The organism is Bacillus sp. FSL M8-0049 (assembly GCF_038593355.1).
Lineage (GTDB): Bacteria > Bacillota > Bacilli > Bacillales > Bacillaceae > Bacillus > Bacillus safensis.
The window spans coordinates 2,614,026-2,639,560 of the sequence record NZ_CP151986.1 but is presented as its reverse complement, the minus strand read 5'-3'; the positions used below and the strand labels follow the sequence as shown (position 1 = coordinate 2,639,560).

The window sequence follows — 25,535 nt, the reverse complement described above, 5'->3', positions numbered from 1 at the left end:
GCACCTCCGTATTGCTGTTTTTTCCATTATACAAAACTTGTCCAACGATGTTAAGGAATCCGAATACTTGAAAGCATATTCAAAATTTCTGGAGAGATACTTGGAAAACCGAAAGAATTCTTATAGTATAAAGTGAGTGTTATTTTTATAGGAATATATATGGTCATTACATAGAAACGAGGTAAACTGTAGAATGAACGAAGAAACATTGTCGCTTTTCCGAAATTTAACAGAATTACAGGGAACTCCAGGAAATGAGCACCATGTGCGTGCTTTTATGAAAAAGGAACTTGAAAAATATTCTGATGAACTCATTCAAGACCGTCTTGGCGGAGTGTTTGGCGTACGCAAGGGACGGGAAAACGCACCGAAAATTATGGTAGCGGGTCATATGGATGAAGTCGGATTCATGGTCTCATCGATTACGAAAAACGGGATGATTCGTTTTCAAACACTTGGCGGCTGGTGGAGTCAAGTCATGCTGGCGCAGCGTGTGGACGTCCATACCGATCACGGGCCAATTCCTGGTGTCGTCTCTAGTACACCTCCTCACCTTCTCACGCCAGAACAAAAAAGCAAACCTGTGAAGCCGTCAGATATGCTCATTGATATTGGTGCAGACAGTGAAGAAGAGGCAAAAGAGCTTGGCGTTCGTCCAGGACAGCAAATCGTTCCTGCAACGGTTTTTACCCCAATGGCGAATCCAAAAAAGATTTTAGCGAAGGCTTGGGATAACCGCTATGGCTGCGGCCTTGCAATTGAATTATTAAAAGAATTAAAAGACGAATCACTTTCATGTCAGCTGTACTCAGGAGCAACTGTTCAAGAGGAAGTTGGGCTTAGAGGAGCTGAGGTAGCTGCGAATATGATTCAGCCAGATCTTTTCTTCGCTTTAGATGCGAGTCCTGCAAACGATGTGACAGGTGACAAAACACAGTTCGGCCAGCTTGGAAAAGGTGCACTTCTGCGTATTTTTGATCGGACAATGATTACGCACCGCGGAATGAGAGACTTTGTGCTTGATACTGCTGAGACAAACAACATTCCATATCAATATTTCGTATCACCGGGTGGTACGGACGCTGGACGTGTTCATATTTCAAACCAAGGTGTGCCTTCTGCTGTCATTGGGGTTTGCGCACGCTACATTCATACAAGTCATTCTGTTTTGCATGTGGACGATTACGCAGCGGCAAAAGAGTTAATTGTCCGCCTTGTCAAAAATTGTGATCAAAGTACAGTGGATTCTATTTACCAACAAGTATAAATAGAATAGAAAAAGGCTGCTTCTTCAATGAGAGCAGCCTTTTTTCTTATTGCTGTTCAAACACATAAGATAACGCCTTGATCGCTTGGTTTACGGTTTCCACAGTGATATTTGCTTTGTTTGAGAGTTCCTTTAACGGGTGGTGCAGCTCTTTTGGACGGATTAAAATAAGAGGTTTCCCTTTTGCAATCGCAGCAGATGCATCCATGGCTGTGTTCCACTGCTTATATTTCTCACCAAAGCGCGCAATGACGACATCTGCTTTGTTTAATAAAATTTCAGTGCGGAAATTATTCAAATCAGAAGCTGCATCATCTTTGAAAATGGCATTCGGCTGCTCACCTAAAATATCCTCACCGATGTTATCTGAGCGGTCATGATTTTCCATTGGACCGACAAATGTCACCGGCAGCTTCAAAGATTGGCTTTTCTCCTTGATTTCATCACGCCACTGGCTATGAATTTCTCCAGCTAAATAGACAGTTAATTGCATAACGATCTCCTCCTTTTGTACAAACTTAGTAAAGGTTTGTCCTGTTTCTTTTCATGTTACACAAGAAGTGCTTGATAAAGCAAAAAAAATATGATTATGATATTCATGGTAGAGACTATTTTTCATCGCAAGAATACTACATATAATGGGAAGGACAGGCCTCTTCGTCTTTCCTATGAGAAAGCAGGAAGACGACGTTGATGACTTATTTAAAAAGAAAGGGGATCTCCCTTTCGCCAAAGGTGTATTTCATTGATGCACTTTCTTATATGGCTTTAGGTCTATTTGCTACATTAGTGGTAGGACTGATTTTAAAAACAGCAGGCGGTCTGTTATCACTTCCACTCATCATTAAAATGGGAACCCTTGCCATGGGGCTCATGGGACCGGCGATCGGCGTAGCGGTTGCGTACCGTTTACATGCATCTCCCTTGATCATTTTTGCAAGTGTTGTCTCAGGCGCTGCAGGAGCAGAGCTTGGGGGGCCTGCTGGAAGCTTTGCCGCAGCATTAATTGGTGTGGAACTCGGCAAGCTGGTCAGTGGTGAGACAAAAATTGATATTATTTTAACGCCGCTTGTCACCATTATCACTGGCTTTTTCACCGCTGCCCTAATCGGACCTGGAATTGAAGCCATGATGACAGGGCTCGGCAGGCTCATCATGTGGGGGACAGATCAAAGCCCGCTGATCATGGGCATGCTGGTAGCGACCATTGTTGGACTTGCTCTCAGTTCTCCGATCTCAAGTGCTGCACTTGCGCTCATGCTTGACTTAAGCGGGACAGCTGCTGGTGCTGCAACGATTGGCTGCTGTGCTCAAATGGTCGGCTTTGCTGCTGCAGGCTTTAGAGAAAATCGCTTTGGCGGTCTTGCGGCTGTCGGCATTGGAACGTCAAAGTTGCAGCTTTCGAACATTGTGAAAAACCCCCTCATCCTGATTCCTCCGACAATTGCTGGTCTGATTCTCGCGCCAATTGGTATTATTGGCTTTGGGATGGTCAATAATGCGGCAGGAGCGGGAATGGGAACGAGCGGGCTTGTTGGACAACTCATGACGCTGACCGTCATGGGGTTTCATCCATCTGTATTTCTGGCGATCGCTCTCTTGCATATCGTTGGCCCGGCAGTGATTAGTTTGGTAGTATCAGAATGGATGAGAAAGAAAGGCTATATACAATTCGGAGATTTAACCATACAAACTGGAGGAATGAAACATGAAAAAAATTGAATCAAACGAAGAATTACAAAAAGTGATTCAAGAAGACTTAACCGTATTGCTATTTTCGGCTGACTGGTGCCCGGACTGCACATTTATTGAGCCATTCTTGCCAGAGCTTGAAGCAAACTACCCAGAATTTGAGTACTTCTATGTCGATAGAGACAAGTTCATTGACACTTGTGCAGAGTGGGAAATTTACGGTATTCCAAGCTTTTTAGTCTTTAAAAACGGACAAGAGATTAACCGCTTTGTCAGCAAAGATCGTAAGACAAAGGAAGAGATTGAAGCATTTTTAACAGATTCTCTTTCTAAATAACGAAAGGAGAGTCTAAAACGATGGCAAAAATGACATCAAGACAGCTTGCGAATGAACTCAAAAGCCGTCTGACGAACGACAGCTGGTCACACGAGTTTGACCGGGAAAAAGATACGCTTCGTATTGAAGATAAACAAACAGGCAAAGGCATCACACTAGAACTCCCGCCAATTATTGCAAAGTGGGAAGTAAAGCCTGATGAAACAATCGATGAGATCGTCTATTATGTGAAAGAAGCGCTGAGTGCCATGAAAGGCGAAGCGCAGCACATCTCAGGAAAAGAAAAGCAGATCTATCCGGTCATTCGTTCCACTTCCTTTCCTGAGGCATCAAGTGATGGGATTCCGCTTGTGTTTGATGAGCATACAGCAGAAACGAGAATCTACTATGCGCTTGACCTTGGAAGCACCTACCGATTAATTGATGAAAAGATGCTCCAAAAGGAAAACTGGACAAAAGAGCGAATCAGAGAAACTGCAAGCTTCAACGTCCGTTCGCTAGAAACAGTAGTGAAAATGGATGAAGTGGCAGGCAACCGGTTTTATTTCTTCCGTGCAAATGACGGGTATGACGCCAGCAGACTTTTAAATGAATCGTTATTACAAGAATACGCGCAAAAAATAGAAGGGCAGATGGCAATTTCTGTTCCCCATCAAGACGTTTTCATCATTGCTGATGTTCGCAATGATTCAGGCTATGATATTTTAGGACAGATGTCGATGAGCTTCTTCGCCAGCGGCACGGTTCCGATTACCGCATTGTCATTTTTATATGATGAGGGTAAGCTTGAACCGATCTTTATACTTGCAAAAAGCAGACCAAAACAGCAGTAGAAGGGAATTTTGAAGAATGAACGTTTTTTATAATGCAGAAGGTGTAGGCGACACACTCCTTATTTCATTGAAAGATGTGACGAGAGAAGAAGTAGGTCATGAGACGTTTGGAGATGTTGTACGAATCTTCAATCAAGAAACAAAAGAAACAACAGGCTTTAATATCTTCAATGCATCCACTTACATGAAAATTGAAGAAAACGGATCTGTTCCGCTTTCTGAAACCATTGTTCAAGATATCAATGAAATTTTAAACCGTAACGGTGTCAGTGAAACGTTGACTGTGGATCTATCACCAAAATTTGTTGTCGGCTATGTAAAGGAAAAAGAAAAGCATCCGAATGCAGATAAATTAAACATTTGCCAAGTTGATGTGGGCGATGAAACCTTACAAATCGTGTGCGGTGCACCAAACGTTGACCAAGGCCAATATGTTGTGGTGGCGAAGGTCGGTGCAGTGATGCCAAGCGGTATGGTCATCAAAGATGCTGAGCTAAGAGGCGTTCCATCAAGCGGTATGATTTGTTCTGCAAAAGAGTTAGATCTTCCAGACGCACCTGCTGAAAAAGGGATTCTTGTTTTAGATGGAAGCCATCAAGCTGGCGAACCCTTTAAAGCGTAACCTCCCATAAACGGGCACATAGGAGCGAAGAATGTGTTATACCAAAAGTCACTAAGTACGTACTTAGTGACTTTTTTTCATCTACAACAGCATGAACAGCATAAAGCGGCACTTTTCTCGCTTTTCTGCATGAAAAAGCAATGGTATACTAAAAATCGCCCAAGAAAACGTAAGGGGAGTTAAAGTGAGTGATAAATGATGAGTTGGTTAGATAAATTTTTCAGTGTATTTTTAGGAGAAGAAAAGAAAGAAGAAAAAGCTGCAAGACCTGAAGAAGATCTAGCTGCACCAAAGCAGCCAGCTTTTGAACCGCATAAAGAATATAAAAAAATCGAAGATACGAAAGTGTATTATGAATATCCAAAAGGGAACTTTCGCTTTCCGCTCGTTCCAGATGAACCCCAGCGTGATGGAGTGAAGCAGGAGAGAAGACGCGTGAAACCAAGCCAGCCAAAGGCAAAGCAGAAAACCTATCAGCCTAAACAAACGCTTCAGCCTGATATAAATAAAAAGCCATTCAAGCCAGAGCAAATTCCATCACCGATCTATGGCTATCATCAGGATATGCGTCCAAAACGGGCAGATGCAAAAGAAGAAACAGCTTCAGTTCAAAGGAAATCAGCAGAAGAAACGGCGCAGCGTGTCACACTGTTATCAGAAGAGGCAGAGCGTGAACGGAATGTCAGACAGCAAATGAACATCCCGTCTATACAGAAAGAAAAACGTATCGAGGAAATGGCTTCAGCGTCAGCAGAAGAGAGAACGGACAAAGAGCCAGCAGTAACCCCGCATACATTGAAAGAAGAACTCGCTTATCAAGATCATGTTCAAACGACGATGGAACGTTTAACTGACGAGCCGTTCGTCCAGCAAGAAGAAAACGAGCCAGAAGATCATCATGAAGCTGATGTACATAAGCAGCAAACAGAAGTCTATCAGAAGCAGCCCGTTGAGTCTGAGCCGGAACAGACTGTCTCCGGTGATGAAGAAGAAATTAAGGACGAGCCTGTCCATCAGTTTGAAGATCATACTGAGGAAATAGACATGTTGACCTTCGAAACACCGGAACCTTCGCAGCCAGCGATTGAAATGGAAGTAGACATGCCATCAGAAGAAGCGGCGTTAACAGAAAACATTTCAGCAGAACCGGTGGAAGAACTAGCGGCTGATCCAATAGAAGACAAACAAGAAGAAGCGCCTGCGGCAGCATTTGAAGAAGCTGAGCCAGTCAAACATGACCTGCAGGAAGATCAGCTGGTCCAAGAAGCTGAAATTGAAGAAGATCAAGTGCTGCCAGTAGAACAAGTAACAGAGGAACAAACATCTGAAGCGGCAGAAACGGTTATAGAGCAGACAGAGCAGCAAGAACAAACGCATGAAGTCAAGAAAGAAGAACCAAAACAGACATCTCCGCAGCCACAACGCACAAGCGGGCAAACCTCTACGGTTCCGTTTAATGTCATGATGTTAAAAAGCGATCAGCGCGTGCAAGGACAAAAGAAAGCAGCCGATACACAAGGGTATGTTTTTCCAAGCCTTGCCCTTTTAGACGTACCGCCAGCTCAAAAAGAAGAGGACGGCACATGGGTGAAAGAGCGGGCAGAGCTGCTCAATGCGACGCTTAAAAATTTCAACGTAAGAGCAAGTGTCGTTCATGTCACACAGGGACCTTCTGTGACAAGGTTTGAAGTACATCCAGAACCAGGTGTCAAAGTGAACAAAATCACGAACCTGTCAGATGATATTAAACTTAGTTTGTCCGCAAAGGATATTCGAATTGAAGCCCCGATTCCAGGGAAAAACACGATCGGGATCGAAGTGCCAAATCTGCACAGTAAAATGGTGTTCTTAAGAGAAATGATCAGAAGCAGTGCGTTTAGAGACAATCCATCTCCTTTAACAGCGGCACTCGGATTAGATATTTCAGGCCAGCCTGTCGTGGTTGATCTGCAAAAAATGCCGCATGGCTTAATTGCCGGAGCCACTGGTTCAGGAAAAAGCGTCTGCATTAATACGATTTTAGTGAGCCTCATGTTTAAAGCATCACCAGATGAAGTGAAAATGCTCTTAATTGATCCTAAAATGGTTGAATTAGCGCCGTATAACCACATTCCGCATCTTGTGAGTCCAGTCATCACCGATGCCAAGACAGCAACTGCTGCGCTGAAATGGGTAGTGGATGAAATGGAAAGACGCTATGAACTATTTGCACACTCTGGCGTGAGAGAAATTAAACGATTCAATGAGCTTGTGAAAGAAAAACAAATGGGAGAAAAACTGCCTTATCTCGTCGTGGTGATCGATGAGCTGGCTGATTTAATGATGGTCGCACCAAATGAAGTCGAAGAAAGCATCTGCCGAATTGCGCAGAAAGCAAGAGCATGCGGCATTCACTTATTGATTGCGACACAAAGACCTTCTGTTGATGTCATTACAGGTCTCATTAAAGCTAATATTCCAACAAGAATTGCATTTTCTGTTTCAAGTCAGGTGGATTCAAGAACGATCATTGACATGGCAGGTGCAGAAAAGCTTCTCGGAAAAGGAGACATGCTCTTCTTAGAAAATGGCTCCGGCAAACCGACAAGGCTGCAAGGGAACTTTGTATCAGACCGTGAGATTGATCAAGTGGTGGCACATGTGAGAAAGCAGCGCAAGCCAGTGTTCCTTTTTGAACAGGAGGAACTAATGCTGCAGGGCTCTGCGATTACAGACGAAGATGAATTGTTTATGGATGCCTGCCGTTTTGCCATCGAGCAGAATAGCGCTAGTACATCAAGTTTGCAGCGAAGATTTAGAATTGGCTACAACCGTGCAGCCAGGTTGATTGACATGATGGAGCGCGAGGGCATGATCTCTGGTGCGAAAGGCAGTAAGCCAAGAGAAGTGCTCATGACACTGAGTGACTTAGAACAGTTGATCTAAACAAACCACTTCATTTTTTTCATAAACATGGTATGATAGCACATAGGTGCAATTTTGTAATTGGACGCTTTTCGCATGTCTGTCAGAGCGCTTTTTTATGTAAAATAAGCGGAAACAGGTGTTAGAAATGGGAAAGTTGTCGGATACTAATCATAGTTAATATTGATTAGAATAGGAAGATCGGAAAAAATCTTTATTTGGAGCTGCGATCTGTGATCAGCTAGAGGCAAAATCACAAGTTGCAAATTGAAATGAGCGTCATATACTGTAAGTCAGATAGACGTTTGTTGGAGGTACAATTATGACTGTTTATCATTTTGTTGGAATAAAAGGGACAGGTATGAGTCCACTGGCCCAAATTCTTCATGATACTGGGTATACTGTCCAAGGATCGGATATCGAAAAACATATCTTTACACAAAAAGCATTAGAAGAACGAAATATTAAAATTCTACCATTTGACCCAGATAATATTCAGCCAGGGATGACGGTCATCGCAGGAAATGCATTCCCTGATACACACCCTGAGATTGAACGCGCCCTTTCTGAAGGGATTCCTGTCATTCGTTACCATAAATTCCTTGGAGAATACATGGATTCATTCACAAACGTTGCGATTACTGGTGCTCATGGCAAAACATCGACAACAGGACTGCTTGCTCACGTCATGCAGGCAGCCAAACCTACTTCGTACTTAATCGGTGATGGATCTGGAATGGGGAAAGAAAACAGCGAGTATTTTGTTTTTGAAGCATGCGAATACCGCAGACACTTCCTCAGCTATCATCCAGATTATGCGATCATGACCAATATTGATTTTGATCATCCTGATTATTTCTCGGATATTGATGACGTGTTTGATGCGTTTCAAAACATGGCGCTTCAAGTGAAAAAAGCCATTATTGCCTGCGGTGATGATGAGCATCTGCCAAAGATTCAAGCGAAGGTACCTGTTGTGTACTACGGTTTCAACGAAGAAAATGATTTCCAAGCACGCAATGTTGTGAAAAATACGGAAGGTACCACATTTGATGTATTTGTACGCAATACGTTTTATGATACCTTCTACATTCCTGCCTACGGAAATCATAATGTCCTCAACTCGTTAGCTGTCATTGCATTATGTCACTATGAGTCCATTGATGTAGAGCTTATCAAAGGCGCATTAACGACATTTGGCGGTGTGAAACGACGCTTTAATGAAAAAGTGGTCGGTGAGCAGGTCTTAATTGACGATTATGCACATCATCCAACTGAAATTGAAGTCACGATTGAAGCAGCTCGCCAAAAATATCCGGACCGTGATATTGTGGCTGTCTTCCAGCCGCATACGTTCACACGTACACAGCAATTCTTAAGTGAATTTGCTGACAGTCTAAAGAAAGCCGACTATGTCTACCTTTGTGATATTTTCGGTTCAGCCCGTGAAAACATTGGGAAGCTGAGCATTGAAGATTTACGAGAAAAAATCCCGCAGGCCCAATTAATTGAGGAAGAAGATACATCTGTGCTGAAAACGCACGAAGATGCGATTCTGATCTTTATGGGAGCAGGAGACATTCAGAAGTATTTGCGTGCTTATGAAAAAGTCGCTGTATAAATGCTTTAAAAAAGTGCCGTTTCACACGGCACTTTTTTTATTTTGAATAAAATGTGACAAAAGGGCTAAATGTGTCAACATGCGGCGCTTTTTTTCGTTCGCTGTGGACAGGAATTAGCGAATAAGTGTAGAATTATTATTCAATCGGTCATTCTAGGCGATGTTTGAATGATACAACGAGAGGGTAATGAATTAAATATGCCCGCAGCAAAGGAGGTATCAGATGATTATTATTCTATATCTAAGCGTTGCACTGATCGCAATTGCTTTCCTCATTCTTGTCATCTATTTGTCCAAAACATTAAAATCCTTACAGCTGACATTAAAGAATGTTGCATCAACTTTAGAAGGTCTTGAAGGTCAGATGCAAGGCATCACCACAGAGACAGCACAGTTGCTACATAAGACGAATCAGCTTGCTGAAGATATTCAAGACAAATCAGCAAAACTTAACACAGTTGTGGATGCGGTGCAGGGAATTGGTGGCTCGATCAACCAATTTAATACAAGCATAAAGCAGGCAGCTGGTGCGGTTTCTTCATCCGTTGAAAGAAATCAAGAAAAAGTGACGGATGTGGTAAGCTGGAGTAACGCAGCACTTGAAATTTATAAAAAATGGAAACAGCGTAAACATCAAAAATAAACCATATTCGCATAGGAGGAATAATCATGAGCAAAGACGGAATCAATAGCAAAGACTTTTTGATCGGAACACTTATTGGTGGAATTGTTGGTGCAACAACAGCATTATTTTTAGCACCGAAGTCAGGGAAAGAGCTTCGCGATGATTTGAACACCCAAGCGAATGCGTTAAAAGAAAAAACAGACCGGCTCACAACAGATGCAAAAGAAAAAGGCACTGAATATGTGACGATTGCAAAAGATAAAACGTCTGAATTGTCTCAGCTTGTAGCAGAGCAGTCAAACCAGATTTTAGACAAAGTGAAAGACATAAAAGAGCGTGCGGCTGGAAAAGCTAATCATGTGAAAAATGAAGCAGAAGATGCGGCAGCGGATTTGGCAAGCGAAGCATCTGATGTAGCAGATGAAGCAAAAGTAAGAGCACAAGAAGCAAAATCAGAAATTGAAGATGGCATCAAAGATGTCAAAGAAAAAGTAGAACAATCTACTAAAGGCTAACTCTCACTGCTCGAAGTGAAGAAGGAGAACATCATGTCAAAACAACTCATTGAAACAGAAGAACAGTTTGATCAACTAACGAATCAAGATGGGACCTTTGTCTTTTTTAAGCACAGTTTGACATGTCCGATCAGCCAAGCGGCTTTTCAAGAGTTTGAAGCATTTGCGTCTGCACATGAAGACGTGCCAACGTATTTCTTGCAAATTCAAAACACGAGAGAGCTTTCATCCTACGTGGCTGAAAAATCAGGTGTAAAGCACGAAAGTCCGCAGGCACTCGTCTTTAGCGGAGGAAAAGTAAAATGGCATGCTTCTCACTCAAGCATTACAAAAGAAGCGCTTGAACATAATCTGTAAAAGAAAGAAACGTCAGCAGCGGCTGACGTTTTTTTTATAAAAAAGGTTTACTTGAACGAAAAGTATGCTATAATCTTACATACAATACTTTATCGCTTAAAAGCGTTTGGGTAATAAAGAAAATTTTCGTGACAATTCCGAAATCTTTGTTTATAATAAACCCTATCATGCAAGAATGAAAAAATAAAAAGCGAGAGCAGGCAGAGGAAAGGATGACAAAAATGAGCAACAATGAACTAGAAAAATTGAGGCAGCAAGCAGATGAACTAAATCTTCAAATTCTAAAACTGATCAATGAAAGAGGAAACATTGTCAAAGAAATTGGAAAAGCAAAAGAAGCGCAAGGTGTCAACCGTTATGATCCTGTCAGAGAGCGCACAATGCTGAACCAAATTCTTGAAGAAAATGATGGGCCATTTGAAAACTCAACGATTCAGCATATTTTCAAAGAGATTTTCAAAGCAGGTCTAGAGCTTCAAGAAGATGACCACAGCAAAGCACTTCTTGTTTCTCGTAAGAAAAAGCCAGAAAACACAATCGTGAATATCAATGGGGAAGCGATCGGTGATGGAAAGCAGCGTTTCATCGTTGGACCATGTGCCGTTGAAAGCTACGAGCAAGTCGCAGAAGTAGCGGCAGCAGCGAAACAGCAGGGATTAAAACTACTTCGCGGAGGCGCATTTAAACCTCGCACAAGTCCATACGATTTCCAAGGACTTGGTGTAGACGGTCTAAAGATTCTAAAGCGTGTAGCGGATGAATACGGTCTTGCTGTCATTAGTGAAATTGTCAATCCTGCTCATATTGAAGAAGCGATTGAGCATATCGATGTCATCCAAATTGGGGCACGTAACATGCAAAACTTCGAGCTATTAAAAGAAGCCGGTTCCGTGAAGAAACCAGTTCTTTTAAAACGCGGTCTTGCAGCGACCATTTCAGAATTCATCAATGCAGCTGAATACATCATCGCCCAAGGAAATGATCAAATCATCCTTTGCGAGCGCGGTATCCGCACATACGAAACAGCGACAAGAAATACACTAGATATCTCGGCAGTGCCAATCTTAAAACAAGAGACACATTTACCAGTCTTCGTTGATGTGACGCACTCAACTGGACGTAGAGATCTTCTCCTTCCAACAGCAAAAGCAGCTCTTGCGATTGGAGCAGACGGTGTCATGGCAGAAGTACATCCAGATCCATCTGTTGCACTGTCTGACTCAGCGCAGCAAATGGACATTCCACAATTCGAAAAATGGTTAGATGCGTTAAGACCACTTGTGAATATTCACGCGTAATCATAGATAGAAATAGCCGCCGGATAACTGCCCGGCGGTTTTTTTATGGAGAAATACCATGAAGTTTGGGAATGAAAGGAAGAAAGCACATTGCAACCCTAAAAAGTGCTTGTTCACAATGTTTTCATTTTTAAAATTTGATAGAATCTGCTAAGATCATTGTCATAGCTGGCGTTCTCAATGTTTTTTTATGAAATATGATTCAATTTACAGGTAACAAGCTGATTAAAGTTTGTTTAATTTAGTTATAAAAAGAAAGGGAACGTTTTCATATGACAAAAAAACGTGTATAATTTCATAAAAGAATGTCATTTTGATGTAGATTGAAAAATTATGTGTCTCTTTTCATCGTTTTAATGACAAATAGGATATTATTTTCCTCGTATCTGACATGTCTCTATCCAATTGGTGAATGCTATAGATATGAAGTGTATTTGAAGGAGTGATTTATGTGAATAATGTTACAATATATGATGTAGCAAGAGAAGCAAATGTAAGTATGGCAACGGTATCACGCGTAGTAAATGGTAATCCAAACGTAAAACCAACAACAAGAAAAAAGGTGCTTGAAGCGATTGACCGCCTTGGCTATCGTCCGAATGCAGTGGCTCGAGGCCTAGCAAGTAAAAAAACAACGACAGTCGGGGTCATCATCCCTGATATTTCTAGTATCTTCTATTCGGAATTAGCACGCGGTATTGAAGACATCGCTACGATGTATAAATACAACATTATTTTGAGCAACTCAGATCAAAATACAGATAAAGAGCTTCATTTGTTAAATACGATGCTCGGCAAACAAGTAGACGGAATTGTCTTTATGGGCGGAAATATTACAGATGTGCATGTGGAAGAATTTAAGCGCTCTCCTGTGCCAATTGTTCTTGCAGCATCTGTTGAAGAGCAGGCTCAAACACCATCCGTCAACATCAACTATGAGCAGGCCATTTATGACTCAGTTCAGCTGTTAGTTGAAAAAGGACATAAACGAATTGCATTTGTTTCTGGTCCAATGTCAGAACCAATTAATTCCGTGAGAAAGCTTGCAGGTTATAAGCGAGCACTTGAAGAAGCGGGCATAGCGTTTGACGATACGCTCGTCGCTGAAGGCGATTACTCTTATGATTCTGGAATTGAAGCACTTGCTCATCTGCTTGAGCAGTCTGACAAGCCGACAGCTGTTATCGCAGCTACAGATGAAATGGCTCTAGGTGTCATTCATGGAGCACAAGACAGAGGGGTATCTATTCCTGAAGACTTAGAAGTGATTGGCTTTGATAACACAAGACTTTCTCTCATGGTGCGTCCTCAGCTGACAACAGTTGTACAGCCGACATATGATATTGGTGCTGTTGCGATGAGACTGCTCACAAAGCTGATGAACAAAGAACAAGTGGACGATCAAATTGTTGAGCTTCCGCACAGAATTGAAGAAAGACAATCAACAAAATAAAACAAAAAAAGCAGGCTTACCTCATGAGGGAAAGCCTGCTTTTCTTATGCCTTTTTCTTTTCTCTTCTAACAGGCATGAGTGCTTTTTCTACTGTTTGAGCATTTTTTTCTGTGATTTCTGCTTTTCTTGGGATCGGTGGATATAAATCGTCAGGATCTTTCCATGTAGGTGGAAGGGTAACAGGCGATTGCTTATTCCATGACTGTATCCAGTCCTGAGGGAGCTCATCTGGCGGTGTAATGCCTTTCATCTCAAGCCAAATGCGGCTCCACGCTCTTGGAACGACGCGCCAAATATCATATCCCCCTCCGCCAACAGCGATCCACTTGCCGTCACAATATTGATGTGCAAGCTCATGAGCAAGTCTAGGAATTTCTTCATATATTTTCATGGTGGCAGATAAATGAGTTAACGGGTCATAGTAGTGTGCATCTGCCCCGTTTTGCGTCAAAATCACATCTGGTTTAAAAAAAGCAGCAATCTCAGTCACTGCTGTTCGGTATGCTTCGAGAAACGATTCATCTTCCGTAAATGCATCTAGTGGAATATTATAAGCATAGCCATAGCCTTTATCGTGGCCTCTTTCCTGTACTTGTCCGGTTCCAGGGAATAAGTAGCGTCCCGTTTCATGAATGGACACCGTACATACCTCTGGGTCGTCATAGAAGCTGAACTGGACACCATCGCCGTGATGAGCATCCGTATCAATATATAAAATTCTAGCGCCATATGTCTTTTGAATATATTGAATCGCCACAGAGCTGTCATTATAAATACAAAAGCCAGATGCACGCCCTTTGAATCCGTGGTGAAGCCCGCCGCCAAGATTGAGGGCATGCTGCGAATGACCGAGCATCACTTGGTCAACCGCTGTTAATGTTCCGCCAACAAGGAGAGATGCCGCCTCATGCATGCCTGCGAACATCGGTGTATCTTCAGTGCCAAGACCGTACCGTTCACCCTCTGCCGTAGACAGCTTTCCTTCACTTGCCCGCTGCACAGCCTGGATATAATCTGCTGTATGGACGAGCTTTAATTCCTCCAGAGTAGCCATACGCGGTGCAACGATTTCATCCTCTGTTAACGCCTTCATTTTTTGAAGAAGATCATAAGTTAAGTAGACACGAAGCTGATTGAAGGGATGATCTTGGTTAAATTGGTACGTTTGAAAAGATGGTGAAAAAACAAAGGTCGCTTCCTTCATTTGATCGTCTGCTCCATAGGCCAGAGCACTTTATAGCCTTTTGCGCGAATCAGCTTCGTCACATGATCTGCATGAATGGTTTGAAGGCGGAATACGAGCACTTTAGATGCCTCATTGGCATGCGGGTACACGAGCACACTCAGCATTTGAATATGCTGCTCTTTTAAAATGGCTGTAATATCTGAGAGGCTTTCTGTCATCTGCTCCACTTCAACCTCTAAGTGCGACCCAGGCTGATCTGCACCTGTCAGTCTTACAAACGTACGAAGCAGATCTGTTTTTGTGATAATGCCTACAAGCTTGCCGCGTCTCACCACTGGAAGACAGCCAATTCCGTGCTCAAAAAAGACACTTGATATCTCCTCAACGAAATCAAGCGGGTGAGCAGTGATCGTCTCTAATACCATGATCTCTTCTACTGGCCGCTGAATAAAGAGCTTCCTTTTCTCTGTTTCAAAAATACTTGGACTGGCATTTTTAATATCCCGATCTGTCACCATCCCAATGACAGACCCTTGATCAGATACGATCGGGATATGCCGGATGTGGTGTGCACTCATTTTTTGAATGGCTTCTTCAATCGTATCGGTTTTTCGCAGCGTGATCACATCACGCTCCATAATTTGTTCAATCATCATTGTTTACCAATCCCCTTTGCCAAAAAAACGAATTGAACGTTAATACATAAAGCGCTGATGGAAGCGAAGACGATCGAAACGCTCGATCGAATCAGGACTCACATGTTTCCCAATTCTGGCCATTAAACAATTGGCTGGATGTGAGCTGATTTCTGGCTCGTCTGTTGCAAACCAGACAAGACCGCCTGCGTTCATCATTTTCTCCATCATTTTGCGGTACTCCCAAACGTTTTTCTTTGTCCCCTTTAAATCCCAATGCCAGTAATATTCAGTTGTAATGATGATGTAATTCTCCATTTGTTCATCCATCATGCTCACATCAAGCAAATGCTTGCCAAGTGAGCATCCTCTAAATGGAGGAGCGACCTCAATCGCGCCAAGCTCAATTAAATTGTCCATTTTGCCTTCTGACCAACGCTCAAGTGGATCAGGATACAAATACGTGACATAGCCTACGACAAGCTCATTCGCTCTTGCAATGATAATACGTCCTTCTGGAAGATCTGCTATTTCAACAAGTGCTTGTTTCTGTTCCTCAGGCGTGCGAAATGCCGTTAGTCCTTCATGAAACGTATAGTTCGCAAGCTCTGATGCAGGTACCGGTCCTTCAACCAGGATGGAACCTGTTTCTCGCTCAATGGTTTTTGAATAATAAGTTTTAGGATGCTCCACGTATCCACCGCCCCTAATTCTAGTGAGTCGTCTCTATTCTATCTTAAAACTTGCAATAATTAAAACGGTTTCATCAGAAGTTTTTTAAAAATTGAGAAAAAAAGTCATCTATACTATAATGGTCATTGTAAACGTATGCAAAGGGGGACTGTTTGATGAAATTGGAAACGCTACCATCAGTAAAAGGGGATTATCATTTAAATGATTATGAGCAGGCATACAAAGATTTTTCATGGGAGGAAGCTAGAAAAAACTTCTCCTGGTATGAAACAGGAAAAATAAATGCAGCCTATGAAGCGATTGACAGACATGCGGACTCGATTCGTCAGAACAAGGTGGCGCTTCACTACAAAGATTCACAGCGGGATGAAAAGTATACGTTCAGGGATATGAAAATCAACACAAACAAAGCGGGGAATCTATTCAGAGAAAAGGCACATGTAGAAAAAGGGGATCGCGTGTTTATCTTTATGCCAAGATCACCTGAGCTCTATTTTCTTTTGCTTGGTGCAGTTAAAATTGGAGCGATCGTTGGCCCATTATTTGAGGCATTTATGGAAGGTGCCGTCAAAGACCGTTTAGAAAATAGTGAGGCAAAGGTGATCGTGACAACACCAGATTTGCTTGAGCGAATTCCATTTGCAGAGCTTCCGAAGCTTGAATCTGTCATCATTGTCGGCGGTGAAAACGAAGACGTCGATGGCGTGCGGACAATTCACTATGAAAAGGCGTTTGAGGAGGCAGCAAAGGAGCTTGAGATTGAATGGATGGATGAAAAAGACGGCTTTCTGCTTCATTACACATCAGGATCTACTGGTACGCCAAAAGGTGTGCTTCATGTCCATGGTGCAATGGTCCAGCAAGGTCAGACTGGTAAATGGGTGCTTGACTTGAAAGAAGATGACGTTTACTGGTGTACAGCTGATCCAGGCTGGGTTACAGGCACAGTGTACGGTATTTTTTCACCGTGGTTAAATGGGGCGACGAATGTGATTTTAGGCGGCCGGTTTAATCCTGATACGTGGTATGAAACCATTGAATCACTCGGTGTAACCGTTTGGTACAGTGCCCCGACCGCCTTTAGAATGCTCATGGGGGCAGGGGATGATCTCATTCAAAAATATGACCTCAGCTCGCTCCGCCATGTCTTAAGTGTGGGAGAGCCGCTTAATCCAGAAGTCATCCGCTGGGGAGATGCTGTTTTTGGCAAACGGATTCACGACACTTGGTGGATGACAGAAACCGGAGCACAGCTGATTTGTAATTATCCATGCATGGACATCAAGCCAGGTTCGATGGGAAAACCGATTCCAGGCGTAGAAGCAGCGATTGTTGATAATGCAGGAAATGAACTTCCGCCATACCGGATGGGCAACCTTGCGATTAAAAAAGGCTGGCCTTCTATGATGCATACGATCTGGAACAATCCTGAAAAATATGAATCTTACTTTATGCCGGGAGATTGGTATGTTTCAGGAGATTCAGCTTATATGGACGAAGACGGATACTTTTGGTTCCAGGGACGTGTCGATGATGTCATCATGACGTCAGGAGAGCGGGTCGGTCCATTTGAGGTGGAAAGTAAACTGGTCGAACATCCAGCTATTGCGGAGGCTGGTGTCATTGGAAAGCCAGATCCGGTCCGCGGTGAAATTATTAAAGCATTTATAGCGCTTAGAAGCGGATATGAGCCGACAGATGAGCTGAAAGAAGAGATTCGTACATTTGTGAAAAAAGGACTCGCAGCACATGCGGCACCGCGAGAAATTGAGTTTAAAGACAAACTGCCGAAAACGAGAAGCGGAAAAATTATGAGACGTGTGCTAAAGGCGTGGGAGCTGAATTTACCTGCTGGCGACCTTTCGACAATGGAAGATTAAATTTTTTCATCAGTTGACTTGATATCAAAAGTGTGTTAAAAATGACATTAGTTGAATATGAAAAGGTTTTGACTGAGATTCAGTAGAATGATCTTTCCCTGTTGAAGAGAGCTGACGGCTGGTGCGAGTCAGTACAAAGAGATATTCGAATTACCCTCACGAGCCGCTTTTACGAAAAGGAGCATGCCCTGATTAGTGAAAGAACGGATCTGTCCGTTATCAGTGTAAGTGAAAAGACGAGATTTTTGTCTTTTAAGCAGGGTGGTACCGCGATATATATCGTCCCTTCGTTCATTCGAAGGGGCGTTTTTTTGTTGAATTGTAAAAAAAGGAGATTTGGAAATGAGTCAATTGATGGAAGAGCTATCGTTCAGAGGATTAATCCAGCAGCAAACAGATGAAGAAGGTTTAACAAAATTATTAGCAGAAGAAAAAATCAAACTATACTCCGGCTTTGATCCGACAGCTGACAGCTTACACATTGGTCATCTATTGCCAATTTTAACATTACGCAGATTCCAAGAAGCAGGTCATCATCCGATTGCTCTTGTTGGCGGCGCAACTGGACTAATCGGCGACCCTAGCTTCAAAAAAGCGGAACGTTCACTAAATCCAGCAGAAATCGTCGAACAGTGGTCAGAAAAAATCAAAGGACAGCTGTCTCAATTTCTTGATTTTGAAGCAGGCGAGAATCCAGCCGTCATCGTGAATAACTACGACTGGATCAGCCAAATGAATGTCATCACGTTCCTTCGTGATATTGGAAAGAACTTCGGTGTAAACTTCATGCTGGCAAAAGATATCGTGAGCTCACGTATCGAAACAGGGATTTCTTACACAGAATTCAGCTACGTTATCCTGCAGTCTTTAGACTTCTTAAACCTTTACAGAAATGAAAATTGTAAGCTGCAAATCGGCGGTAGTGACCAGTGGGGAAATATCACATCTGGACTTGAGCTGATCCGTAAGTCTGAAGCAGAAGGGGCAAAAGCATTTGGTCTGACGATGCCGCTTGTCACAAAAGCAGACGGCACAAAGTTTGGTAAAACAGAAGGCGGCGCCATCTGGTTAGATAAAGAAAAAACGTCTCCATACGAGTTCTACCAATTCTGGATCAACACAGATGACCGTGATGTCGTGAAATATTTAAAATACTTTACGTTCTTATCAAAAGAAGAGATCGCATCGTACGAAGAAAAAGTGCAAACAGCACCTGAAAAGCGTGAAGCGCAGCGCCGTCTAGCAGAGGAAGTGACAACACTTGTACATGGCCGTGAATCACTAGAACAGGCTGTTAACATCTCAAATGCGCTATTCAAAGGTGAGATCAAATCTCTTACAGCTGAAGAAGTGAAAGTAGGCTTTAAGGATGTTCCATCAATGGAGAAAAGCAGCACAGAAGAATTAACACTAGTCGATATCCTTGTGGAATCAAAGCTGTCTCCATCAAAGCGTCAAGCACGTGAAGATATCACAAATGGTGCTGTCTCCATCAACGGAGAAAGACAAACAGATAAAGATTATGTTCTTTCCGCTGACGACCGAATTGAAAACCAATTTACCGTTTTAAGAAGAGGGAAAAAGAAATACTTCCTCGTAACGTATAAATAAATCTTTATGAAACAGTAAGCATCATGGAAAAGCACCCCAACATTGAGGTGCTTTTCTTTTTTTATGTAGAAGTAGCTCATTCGTCTGCTTCTTGTTCAAGGAGTGAATCTTTGTTTGTATAAGCATGTTCTACCTTACAAATTCGGGTTGTATAGGATTCATACCAATCTTTTTTTCCCTTTTTTTGAACACGCTGATGTGCTGTATGTGCTTTCCATTCTTTGATGGCTTCTAATGAATCCCAGTAAGAGACAGTGATTCCAACACCATGTTCATCTCGTACACTTTCCATTCCAAGAAACCCATCTAGATCTTTCGCTAATTCTTCCATTTTTTGAGCAGCAGCAGCGTATTCTTTCTGCTCGACATTTGTTCGTTTTGATGTGAAAATCGCGGCGTAGTAGGGTGGTGCAGGTGTTTGAGTAAATAGCATCTAGTAGAACCTCCTTAGTCTATTGATATTATATATGAAAGAAAGAAGGTCTCGTAGTCTTTTTGTTTTAATTTAAAAAAGTCCAAGGTGCTTTTTGATTATTTATATTTTTGTAAAATCATCTCATAAACATTACCTTGTTCACTTTTCTGACATATTTTTCTTGTATAAAATAGAGTCGTATAAGATGAATAAGGGGGAATGAAAGTGATGTTTGTTAAGAAAAGGAGTTTGCAAATTCTCATTGCGCTTGCATTGGTGATTGGTTCAATGGCGTTTATCCAGCCGAAAGAGGCGAAGGCGGCTGAGCATAATCCGGTTGTGATGGTGCACGGCATTGGCGGTGCCTCTTATAACTTTTTTTCTATTAAAAGTTATTTGGCCACACAAGGCTGGGATCGAAACCAATTATATGCTATTGATTTCATAGACAAAACAGGAAATAACCGCAACAATGGTCCGCGTCTATCGAGATTCGTCAAAGATGTGTTAGACAAAACGGGTGCCAAAAAAGTAGATATTGTGGCTCATAGTATGGGTGGAGCGAACACGCTATACTATATCAAGAATCTAGATGGCGGCGATAAAATTGAGAACGTTGTCACAATTGGTGGAGCAAACGGACTCGTTTCAAGCAGAGCATTACCAGGCACAGATCCAAATCAAAAAATTCTTTACACATCCGTCTATAGCTCAGCAGATCTTATTGTCGTCAACAGCCTCTCTCGTTTAATTGGCGCAAGAAACATCCTGATCCATGGCGTTGGTCATATCGGTCTATTAACCTCAAGCCAAGTGAAAGGGTATATTAAAGAAGGACTGAACGGCGGAGGACAAAATACGAATTAAAAAACGAAAAAAGACAGCGGCATATGCTGTCTTTTTTGATGTCAGCTGGCATATGGCAGCTAGAGATATTGAAAAGGGTGGCAAAACGATGATACAGAAACAGACCATCGTACATAGCTGAATAAAAACATGTACAAAACGTTCACCATTCCTTACACTACATGTAGTGAATGTGAATATTCGGAGGTGGGCGTTTGTGAAAACGAATCAAAAGGCTTTCATCATTGTAGATGTACAAAAAGCGTTCGAGCATGAAAAATGGGGAGAACGCAATAACCTAGAGGCAGAGGAGAATATTAGCCGGCTATTAACGTTTTGGAGAGAGAAAGGTTGGAAAGTGATTCATGTTCAGCATACATCCGACAATCCGGACTCTGTATTTCATCCAGCAAATGAAGGGCACCTTTTCAAAGATATGGCTAAACCGCTAGAGGAAGAAATGGTGATACAAAAGAAAGTCAACAGCAGCTTTATTGGTACTAACTTAGAGGAACATCTAAGATCAAACCAGATTGACACGGTCGTGATCGCAGGATTAACAACCCCTCACTGCGTATCAACGACCACAAGAATGAGCGGAAATCTTGGCTTTGATACGTATCTGATCTCAGATGCAACAGCCGCCTTTGGACTAACAGATCAAAATGGTACATATTTTGACCCAGAAACGATCCACCGGCTCTCACTTGCAACCCTGCATGATGAATTTGCGACTGTCATGACAACAGAGCAGCTCATCGCAAAATGGACAAGTCCAGAATGAACGTTTGAAAGCTCCTAGGAAGAGATCTAGGAGCTTTTTTTATGCTAAGTATATGTGTCCAGCGATTGTTTTCGTTGTTTCTTACGTGAGTAAACGAGATCAATCTCAATAAATAAAAAACTGACAAAGAATGATAAAATCAATACGCCGGAATCCCCTATCGATACATTCATTAAATTTAAGTAAAGGACATACTTGATAGAGAGATGTAAAACGATCCAAGAACTCACCCATTCCAAAGCATAAGTGAGCCATATAGGAAGTTTAAGGAGATAAGCCAGTCCTTTTCCTATGAATAGAAGGACAGGTGACCAAAAAACGACGATAACACTCACTAACAAAGAGAAAGAGATCAAAGAAAAAAACGAATCATACGTGATGGTTTCTCCAAAAAGAAAATTCACGCCTAAAACAGTGATGTATAGCAATACACTTGGAACCGCGATCACAAAGCAGATAGAAAAAAAGAGCAGAAAGATAAACAGACTTGCAGCAAATCTATTGGGCGGCTCATCGATAATCTGTTTTTTTCTTAGAAGAGAATAGGCAATCACTGATAAGGTTAAAAGTAAGAATAGAATAATCGTGATACTATACATGGAACTCCTCCATCTAAGTACTATAGAAGACCATACGACTGATGTGTCATCTATCATGATTGTACCAATAGAAAAAAGGCACTTCAATGAAATGTTTCCTATATTTGTATATAAAAATAGAGGCAGGTTTGATTGAAGTAAGAATGGAGCAGGCAGCCGGGGAAAATAAGTGTTGAAAATGGAAGATGACTTCAAATGATTTCATGTATAATTGAGAACATACAAAAAACCCTAGAAATCCTTGAACAATCAAGGGATCTAGGGTTTGTTTGCTCTCTTAGAGGAGTAATGAAATTAACGAGAGTAGAACTCAACGATTAGTTGTTCGCTGATTTCAGGCGCTAATTCAGAACGCTCTGGAAGACGAGTGAAAGTTCCTTCAAGCTTTTCAGCATCGAAAGAAAGGTATTCAGGAACGAAGTTGTTTACTTCAACTGATTCTTTCACTACTGCAAGGTTTTGAGATTTCTCACGAAGAGCAATCGTTTGACCTGGTTTCACAGAGAAAGATGGGATGTCTACACGGCTTCCATCAACAAGGATGTGACCATGGTTTACTAGCTGACGAGCTTGGCGGCGAGTACGAGCAAGGCCAAGACGGTATACTAGGTTGTCAAGGCGAGTTTCAAGAAGGATCATGAAGTTTTCACCTTGTTTACCAGGAAGTTTAGCAGCTTTGTCATATAGTGTACGGAATTGACGTTCGTTGACACCGTACATGTGACGAAGCTTTTGCTTCTCTTGTAATTGTAAACCGTATTCAGATAGTTTTTTGCGTTGTCCTGGACCATGTGGGCCTGGAGCGTAAGGGCGTTTTTCAAGTTCCTTACCTGTTCCGCTTAATGAAATGCCTAAACGGCGGGAAATCTTCCAACTTGGACCTGTATAGCGAGCCATAATGTGACTCCTCCTTATTGTTTTTATTTGTGAAAAATAAAAACCGTCTGTTCTTCCTCTTTTTCGTCATTATGTTTTCATGCATCCTCGCTCCAGCAGCAGGGAGTTACAAGATGCACCTTCATAATATAGAAGGAACAAAATGATACAAAAAAGCCGAACAAAAAGGCTGCCATATTTCACACAAAATCTATTATATGACGCCGGGTAGGAGAAGTCAACCTATTTAGAGGCAGAGGAGACGTTCTCCATTATATAAAGAAACATAAAAAAGCAGACAATGTGCCTGCTTTTTCTGCATGATTACGCATCCGTAGAGACGGATAACGCCTGTTGGAGAATTTCTGTAAATTGAATAAGGTAGGACTCATCTACTTCACTGAAGCGGTCTTTCACAGGGCTGTCAATATCGAGCACCCCAATGATCTGTCCATTGACCTTGAGCGGAATGACTATTTCAGATTGCGATGCTGCGTCACAGGCAATATGTCCAGGGAATGCATGGACATCAGCGATACGCTGCACTTCACCTGTCGCAAAGGCTGTACCGCAAACGCCTTTTCCAGAAGGGATGCGCACACATGCAGGCAGTCCGTTAAATGGTCCAAGCACAAGCTCGCCGCCCTTTGCTAAATAAAACCCGGCCCAATTGACTTCAGGAAGTGAGTGATAGAGTAGCGCAGCTGCATTTGCCAAGTTGGCAATCAGATCAGGTTCACCATCTGTAATGGCTTCTACCTGTTTGACAAGCAATTGATAGTCTTTTGAAGGATCGCCAGACTGTTTTTCGACATGAAACATGAAAATCTCCTACTTTCTATCTTAAAAATACATAACTTGCGTCTCGCATGTGGGATTTGTCGAGCAATTGTAAAAGGAACTTCCGCCTTCATCTTGAAGTATGTACACATGAAGAGGGGTGAGCGGATGAAAACATCAACAACCGTGCAAACAAAAGACCGTATTATGGATGCTGCCATCAGACTTTTTAACCAAAAAGGATTTTCTGGAACCTCTGTCCGTGAGATTGCGAAGGAAGCAAACGTCAACGTTGCCCACATTTCTTATTACTTTCAAGGAAAAGGAGGGCTGCTTGAGCAGCTCGTATCCGATTTTTATGAAGGTTACATTCACATGATTGAATCACATCTCCATCACATGGAAACCCGTCACGCAAAAGAATGCTTACTACATGTGGTTTTTGATATTTTATCTTATCAGCACAAGCACCGTCAATTAACCCGTTTCGTTTATCGGGAGGTGACGATTGATTCGACACTCATCAGAGAAATCATGTCGACATATTTAACAAAAGAAAAGTATTTGTTTCAGCTTATCATTGAAAAAGGAAAAAGCACCCATGTCATTTGTGAGCAGCTTTCACTCGCATCCTTTATGATTCAGCTAAAATCACTTCTCATGATGCCATATTTACAGCCGCAATATTTAACAGAGGTGCTTTATTTGAACCCAAGTGAGCCGTATTTCTATCAAATGTACTTTAAGGAGCTGAGCCGCTCGCTTCATTATCTGTTAGAACCAAAAGAGCCGGCACTAGATTCTCATCTGAACCTCATGATGTCCTCGAATTGATCATACGCATATCCGAGATCTTCCGCTTGATGGGCATCAGAGCCGAATATGAGCGGAATTTTTTTCTTTTTTGCAAGGTCTATCATCCATTGATCTAAATAGATACTTCTGGCATATGTTTTACGAAGACCTGATGTATTAAAATCTAAGGACATACCTTTTTTTGCCGTTTCTTCAAGGCAGAGGGTGACCTTTTGACAAAGTTCAGGTGACATTTCATATGGAAAAAGCTGTTTGAATTTCTGGACAAGGGTGATATGACCGATTCTCTTTGGCTTATATTGGCCTAAAGATGATAGAATAGAAGAATGAATTTGGTCATAGTAGCTTTGATAGACCTGTTCGATGCTGCCATAGATGCTTATTAGCTGCTGGAAGGCATGCTCGTCAAAATCAAGGCAAATATAATCATCGCCAGCAGGAAGAAAGTGAACAGATAAAATGGCGTCGTCTAGTTCCGGACCGTAGCAGTCTAAAAAGGTTCTTGTTTCCTCTTCATACTCTTTGATAAAGTCAACCTCAAGCCCAGTTTTTACTATTAATTGTCCTTTGTATTCTTGTTTCAGCTGAGCCAGTTTCGTTATATACGCTTCAAGGTCTTGGAGCTTCATGGCACTATCCTGCTCAGGTGTTGGATCTTGAAACGATGGAGGCAGCGGGGCATGCTCGGTAAAGGTTATGGAATCAAATCCCTTTTTAATGGCTTTTTCAATATAAGAATGAAAAGAATCAAGCGAACCGTGCGGGCAAAACGGTGTATGTAGATGTGCATCTTGTTTCAGCATGTCGTCACCTCTTGTCGATATTTTGAAAAACGTGATGTTTATCAGCGAAAATAATGAAAAATCATGACCAAAAATGCTGGTTACAT

At 42.1% G+C, this 25,535-nt stretch carries 26 protein-coding genes and 1 other annotated feature; of the genes, 17 read left to right on the top strand and 9 right to left on the bottom strand.

Annotation, left to right across the window (positions count from 1 at the left end; translation table 11 throughout):
* The first annotated feature begins 193 nt into the window (after positions 1-193).
* Positions 194-1,267, top strand: a complete 1,074-nt coding sequence (locus NSU13_RS13565) for a M42 family metallopeptidase (RefSeq protein ID WP_211043071.1) — start codon at positions 194-196, stop codon at positions 1,265-1,267.
* Positions 1,268-1,313: 46 nt separating this feature from the next.
* Here NSU13_RS13565 and NSU13_RS13560 read toward each other — a convergent pair whose 3' ends face one another.
* The gene (locus tag NSU13_RS13560) at positions 1,314-1,760 is read right to left on the bottom strand and encodes a YtoQ family protein (protein WP_024426182.1); all 447 of its coding nucleotides are present in this window, start codon (positions 1,758-1,760) and stop codon (positions 1,314-1,316) included.
* 200 nt (positions 1,761-1,960) lie between these two features.
* Here NSU13_RS13560 and NSU13_RS13555 point away from each other — a divergent pair, with 200 nt between their 5' ends.
* From NSU13_RS13555 to ccpA, 11 genes are all read left to right on the top strand, one after another.
* Entirely contained in the window at positions 1,961-2,989 is a 1,029-nt protein-coding gene (locus NSU13_RS13555; RefSeq protein ID WP_034279513.1) for a PTS sugar transporter subunit IIC, read from the top strand.
* Entirely contained in the window at positions 2,976-3,296 is a 321-nt protein-coding gene (locus tag NSU13_RS13550) for a thioredoxin family protein (RefSeq protein ID WP_024424860.1), read from the top strand. Before NSU13_RS13555 ends, NSU13_RS13550 begins: the two co-directional genes overlap by 14 nt.
* Before the next feature lie 20 nt (positions 3,297-3,316).
* Positions 3,317-4,129 (top strand): DUF1444 domain-containing protein, encoded by an 813-nt coding sequence (locus NSU13_RS13545; protein ID WP_034279516.1) that lies wholly within the window; start codon positions 3,317-3,319, stop codon positions 4,127-4,129.
* Positions 4,130-4,145: 16 nt separating this feature from the next.
* Entirely contained in the window at positions 4,146-4,751 is a 606-nt protein-coding gene (gene ytpR, locus NSU13_RS13540; RefSeq protein ID WP_024424858.1) for a YtpR family tRNA-binding protein, read from the top strand.
* A 195-nt stretch (positions 4,752-4,946) separates the two neighbouring features.
* Positions 4,947-7,676, top strand: a complete 2,730-nt coding sequence (locus tag NSU13_RS13535) for a DNA translocase FtsK (protein WP_342489567.1) — start codon at positions 4,947-4,949, stop codon at positions 7,674-7,676.
* Positions 7,677-7,977: 301 nt separating this feature from the next.
* Positions 7,978-9,276, top strand: coding sequence for a UDP-N-acetylmuramate--L-alanine ligase (murC, locus tag NSU13_RS13530; RefSeq protein ID WP_025092288.1), 1,299 nt, complete (start codon positions 7,978-7,980; stop codon positions 9,274-9,276).
* Positions 9,277-9,499: 223 nt separating this feature from the next.
* A complete protein-coding gene (locus tag NSU13_RS13525; protein ID WP_024424855.1) occupies positions 9,500-9,919 on the top strand; it encodes a DUF948 domain-containing protein in 420 nt (139 codons plus the stop codon).
* A 26-nt stretch (positions 9,920-9,945) separates the two neighbouring features.
* Positions 9,946-10,416 carry a YtxH domain-containing protein gene (locus NSU13_RS13520; RefSeq protein WP_034279523.1) on the top strand — a complete coding sequence of 157 codons (471 nt, stop codon included), beginning with the start codon at positions 9,946-9,948 and terminating at the stop codon, positions 10,414-10,416.
* Positions 10,417-10,449: 33 nt separating this feature from the next.
* Positions 10,450-10,773, top strand: a complete 324-nt coding sequence (ytxJ, locus tag NSU13_RS13515) for a bacillithiol system redox-active protein YtxJ (protein ID WP_046312088.1) — start codon at positions 10,450-10,452, stop codon at positions 10,771-10,773.
* 221 nt (positions 10,774-10,994) lie between these two features.
* Entirely contained in the window at positions 10,995-12,071 is a 1,077-nt protein-coding gene (locus NSU13_RS13510; protein WP_034279528.1) for a bifunctional 3-deoxy-7-phosphoheptulonate synthase/chorismate mutase, read from the top strand.
* Positions 12,072-12,522: 451 nt separating this feature from the next.
* A complete protein-coding gene (ccpA, locus tag NSU13_RS13505; RefSeq protein WP_034279529.1) occupies positions 12,523-13,524 on the top strand; it encodes a catabolite control protein A in 1,002 nt (333 codons plus the stop codon).
* A 44-nt stretch (positions 13,525-13,568) separates the two neighbouring features.
* Here ccpA and NSU13_RS13500 read toward each other — a convergent pair whose 3' ends face one another.
* Genes NSU13_RS13500 through NSU13_RS13490 form a run of 3 tightly spaced genes read right to left on the bottom strand, consistent with a single transcriptional unit; the run spans position 13,569 to position 16,039 of the window.
* On the bottom strand, positions 13,569-14,729 hold the full coding sequence (locus tag NSU13_RS13500; protein ID WP_149126376.1) for an acetoin utilization protein AcuC: 1,161 nt from the start codon (positions 14,727-14,729) through the stop codon (positions 13,569-13,571).
* Positions 14,726-15,367, bottom strand: a complete 642-nt coding sequence (locus NSU13_RS13495) for a CBS and ACT domain-containing protein (RefSeq protein ID WP_065214513.1) — start codon at positions 15,365-15,367, stop codon at positions 14,726-14,728. Before NSU13_RS13495 ends, NSU13_RS13500 begins: the two co-directional genes overlap by 4 nt.
* A gap of 39 nt (positions 15,368-15,406) precedes the next feature.
* A complete protein-coding gene (locus NSU13_RS13490) occupies positions 15,407-16,039 on the bottom strand; it encodes a GNAT family N-acetyltransferase (protein WP_034279534.1) in 633 nt (210 codons plus the stop codon).
* Between the two features lie 155 nt (positions 16,040-16,194).
* Between NSU13_RS13490 and acsA the strand changes: the two genes are divergently transcribed.
* Positions 16,195-17,919: an acetate--CoA ligase gene (gene acsA, locus NSU13_RS13485; protein ID WP_342489566.1), complete on the top strand. Its 1,725-nt coding sequence runs from the start codon at positions 16,195-16,197 to the stop codon at positions 17,917-17,919.
* A gap of 59 nt (positions 17,920-17,978) precedes the next feature.
* Positions 17,979-18,209: a binding site (T-box leader), on the top strand.
* A 52-nt stretch (positions 18,210-18,261) separates the two neighbouring features.
* A complete protein-coding gene (gene tyrS, locus NSU13_RS13480; protein WP_024424846.1) occupies positions 18,262-19,530 on the top strand; it encodes a tyrosine--tRNA ligase in 1,269 nt (422 codons plus the stop codon).
* A 76-nt stretch (positions 19,531-19,606) separates the two neighbouring features.
* Here tyrS and NSU13_RS13475 read toward each other — a convergent pair whose 3' ends face one another.
* Positions 19,607-19,963 carry an antibiotic biosynthesis monooxygenase gene (locus tag NSU13_RS13475; RefSeq protein WP_041114974.1) on the bottom strand — a complete coding sequence of 119 codons (357 nt, stop codon included), beginning with the start codon at positions 19,961-19,963 and terminating at the stop codon, positions 19,607-19,609.
* A 207-nt stretch (positions 19,964-20,170) separates the two neighbouring features.
* Between NSU13_RS13475 and NSU13_RS13470 the strand changes: the two genes are divergently transcribed.
* Both NSU13_RS13470 and NSU13_RS13465 read left to right on the top strand, forming a co-directional pair.
* A complete protein-coding gene (locus NSU13_RS13470; RefSeq protein WP_117603436.1) occupies positions 20,171-20,812 on the top strand; it encodes a triacylglycerol lipase in 642 nt (213 codons plus the stop codon).
* Between the two features lie 196 nt (positions 20,813-21,008).
* Positions 21,009-21,575 (top strand): cysteine hydrolase family protein, encoded by a 567-nt coding sequence (locus NSU13_RS13465; protein WP_081124679.1) that lies wholly within the window; start codon positions 21,009-21,011, stop codon positions 21,573-21,575.
* 44 nt (positions 21,576-21,619) lie between these two features.
* Here the strand turns inward: NSU13_RS13465 and NSU13_RS13460 are convergent, their stop codons facing one another.
* The 3 genes from NSU13_RS13460 to NSU13_RS13450 form a co-directional block, all read right to left on the bottom strand.
* Positions 21,620-22,174, bottom strand: a complete 555-nt coding sequence (locus NSU13_RS13460) for a hypothetical protein (RefSeq protein WP_342489565.1) — start codon at positions 22,172-22,174, stop codon at positions 21,620-21,622.
* A 294-nt stretch (positions 22,175-22,468) separates the two neighbouring features.
* A complete protein-coding gene (gene rpsD, locus NSU13_RS13455; RefSeq protein ID WP_024424838.1) occupies positions 22,469-23,071 on the bottom strand; it encodes a 30S ribosomal protein S4 in 603 nt (200 codons plus the stop codon).
* 303 nt (positions 23,072-23,374) lie between these two features.
* Entirely contained in the window at positions 23,375-23,872 is a 498-nt protein-coding gene (locus tag NSU13_RS13450; protein WP_061109481.1) for a GAF domain-containing protein, read from the bottom strand.
* A 126-nt stretch (positions 23,873-23,998) separates the two neighbouring features.
* Here NSU13_RS13450 and refZ point away from each other — a divergent pair, with 126 nt between their 5' ends.
* Positions 23,999-24,664, top strand: coding sequence for a forespore capture DNA-binding protein RefZ (gene refZ, locus NSU13_RS13445; RefSeq protein ID WP_024426169.1), 666 nt, complete (start codon positions 23,999-24,001; stop codon positions 24,662-24,664).
* On the opposite strand, the gene hisJ is transcribed toward refZ, so the two are convergent.
* A complete protein-coding gene (gene hisJ / locus NSU13_RS13440; RefSeq protein ID WP_034279551.1) occupies positions 24,634-25,449 on the bottom strand; it encodes a histidinol-phosphatase HisJ in 816 nt (271 codons plus the stop codon). The genes refZ and hisJ overlap by 31 nt on opposite strands.
* Positions 25,450-25,535: the final 86 nt, after the last annotated feature.

Excerpts from the sequence above, each read along its gene's own strand:
- rpsD (WP_024424838.1), bottom strand. The coding sequence starts at position 23,071 with ATGGCTCGCTATACAGGTCCAAGTTGGAAGATTTCCCGCCGTTTAGGC.
- NSU13_RS13495 (WP_065214513.1), bottom strand. The coding sequence starts at position 15,367 with ATGATGATTGAACAAATTATGGAGCGTGATGTGATCACGCTGCGAAAA.
- NSU13_RS13520 (WP_034279523.1), top strand. The coding sequence starts at position 9,946 with ATGAGCAAAGACGGAATCAATAGCAAAGACTTTTTGATCGGAACACTT.
- NSU13_RS13565 (WP_211043071.1), top strand. The coding sequence starts at position 194 with ATGAACGAAGAAACATTGTCGCTTTTCCGAAATTTAACAGAATTACAG.
- hisJ (WP_034279551.1), bottom strand. The coding sequence starts at position 25,449 with ATGCTGAAACAAGATGCACATCTACATACACCGTTTTGCCCGCACGGT.
- NSU13_RS13500 (WP_149126376.1), bottom strand. The coding sequence starts at position 14,729 with ATGAAGGAAGCGACCTTTGTTTTTTCACCATCTTTTCAAACGTACCAA.
- NSU13_RS13510 (WP_034279528.1), top strand. The coding sequence starts at position 10,995 with ATGAGCAACAATGAACTAGAAAAATTGAGGCAGCAAGCAGATGAACTA.
- ytpR (WP_024424858.1), top strand. The coding sequence starts at position 4,146 with ATGAACGTTTTTTATAATGCAGAAGGTGTAGGCGACACACTCCTTATT.
- NSU13_RS13525 (WP_024424855.1), top strand. The coding sequence starts at position 9,500 with ATGATTATTATTCTATATCTAAGCGTTGCACTGATCGCAATTGCTTTC.
- NSU13_RS13535 (WP_342489567.1), top strand. The coding sequence starts at position 4,947 with ATGATGAGTTGGTTAGATAAATTTTTCAGTGTATTTTTAGGAGAAGAA.
- NSU13_RS13550 (WP_024424860.1), top strand. The coding sequence starts at position 2,976 with ATGAAAAAAATTGAATCAAACGAAGAATTACAAAAAGTGATTCAAGAA.
- NSU13_RS13545 (WP_034279516.1), top strand. The coding sequence starts at position 3,317 with ATGGCAAAAATGACATCAAGACAGCTTGCGAATGAACTCAAAAGCCGT.
- NSU13_RS13555 (WP_034279513.1), top strand. The coding sequence starts at position 1,961 with ATGACTTATTTAAAAAGAAAGGGGATCTCCCTTTCGCCAAAGGTGTAT.
- acsA (WP_342489566.1), top strand. The coding sequence starts at position 16,195 with ATGAAATTGGAAACGCTACCATCAGTAAAAGGGGATTATCATTTAAAT.
- NSU13_RS13460 (WP_342489565.1), bottom strand. The coding sequence starts at position 22,174 with ATGTATAGTATCACGATTATTCTATTCTTACTTTTAACCTTATCAGTG.
- ytxJ (WP_046312088.1), top strand. The coding sequence starts at position 10,450 with ATGTCAAAACAACTCATTGAAACAGAAGAACAGTTTGATCAACTAACG.
- NSU13_RS13475 (WP_041114974.1), bottom strand. The coding sequence starts at position 19,963 with ATGCTATTTACTCAAACACCTGCACCACCCTACTACGCCGCGATTTTC.
- murC (WP_025092288.1), top strand. The coding sequence starts at position 7,978 with ATGACTGTTTATCATTTTGTTGGAATAAAAGGGACAGGTATGAGTCCA.
- refZ (WP_024426169.1), top strand. The coding sequence starts at position 23,999 with ATGAAAACATCAACAACCGTGCAAACAAAAGACCGTATTATGGATGCT.
- tyrS (WP_024424846.1), top strand. The coding sequence starts at position 18,262 with ATGAGTCAATTGATGGAAGAGCTATCGTTCAGAGGATTAATCCAGCAG.
- NSU13_RS13560 (WP_024426182.1), bottom strand. The coding sequence starts at position 1,760 with ATGCAATTAACTGTCTATTTAGCTGGAGAAATTCATAGCCAGTGGCGT.
- NSU13_RS13450 (WP_061109481.1), bottom strand. The coding sequence starts at position 23,872 with ATGTTTCATGTCGAAAAACAGTCTGGCGATCCTTCAAAAGACTATCAA.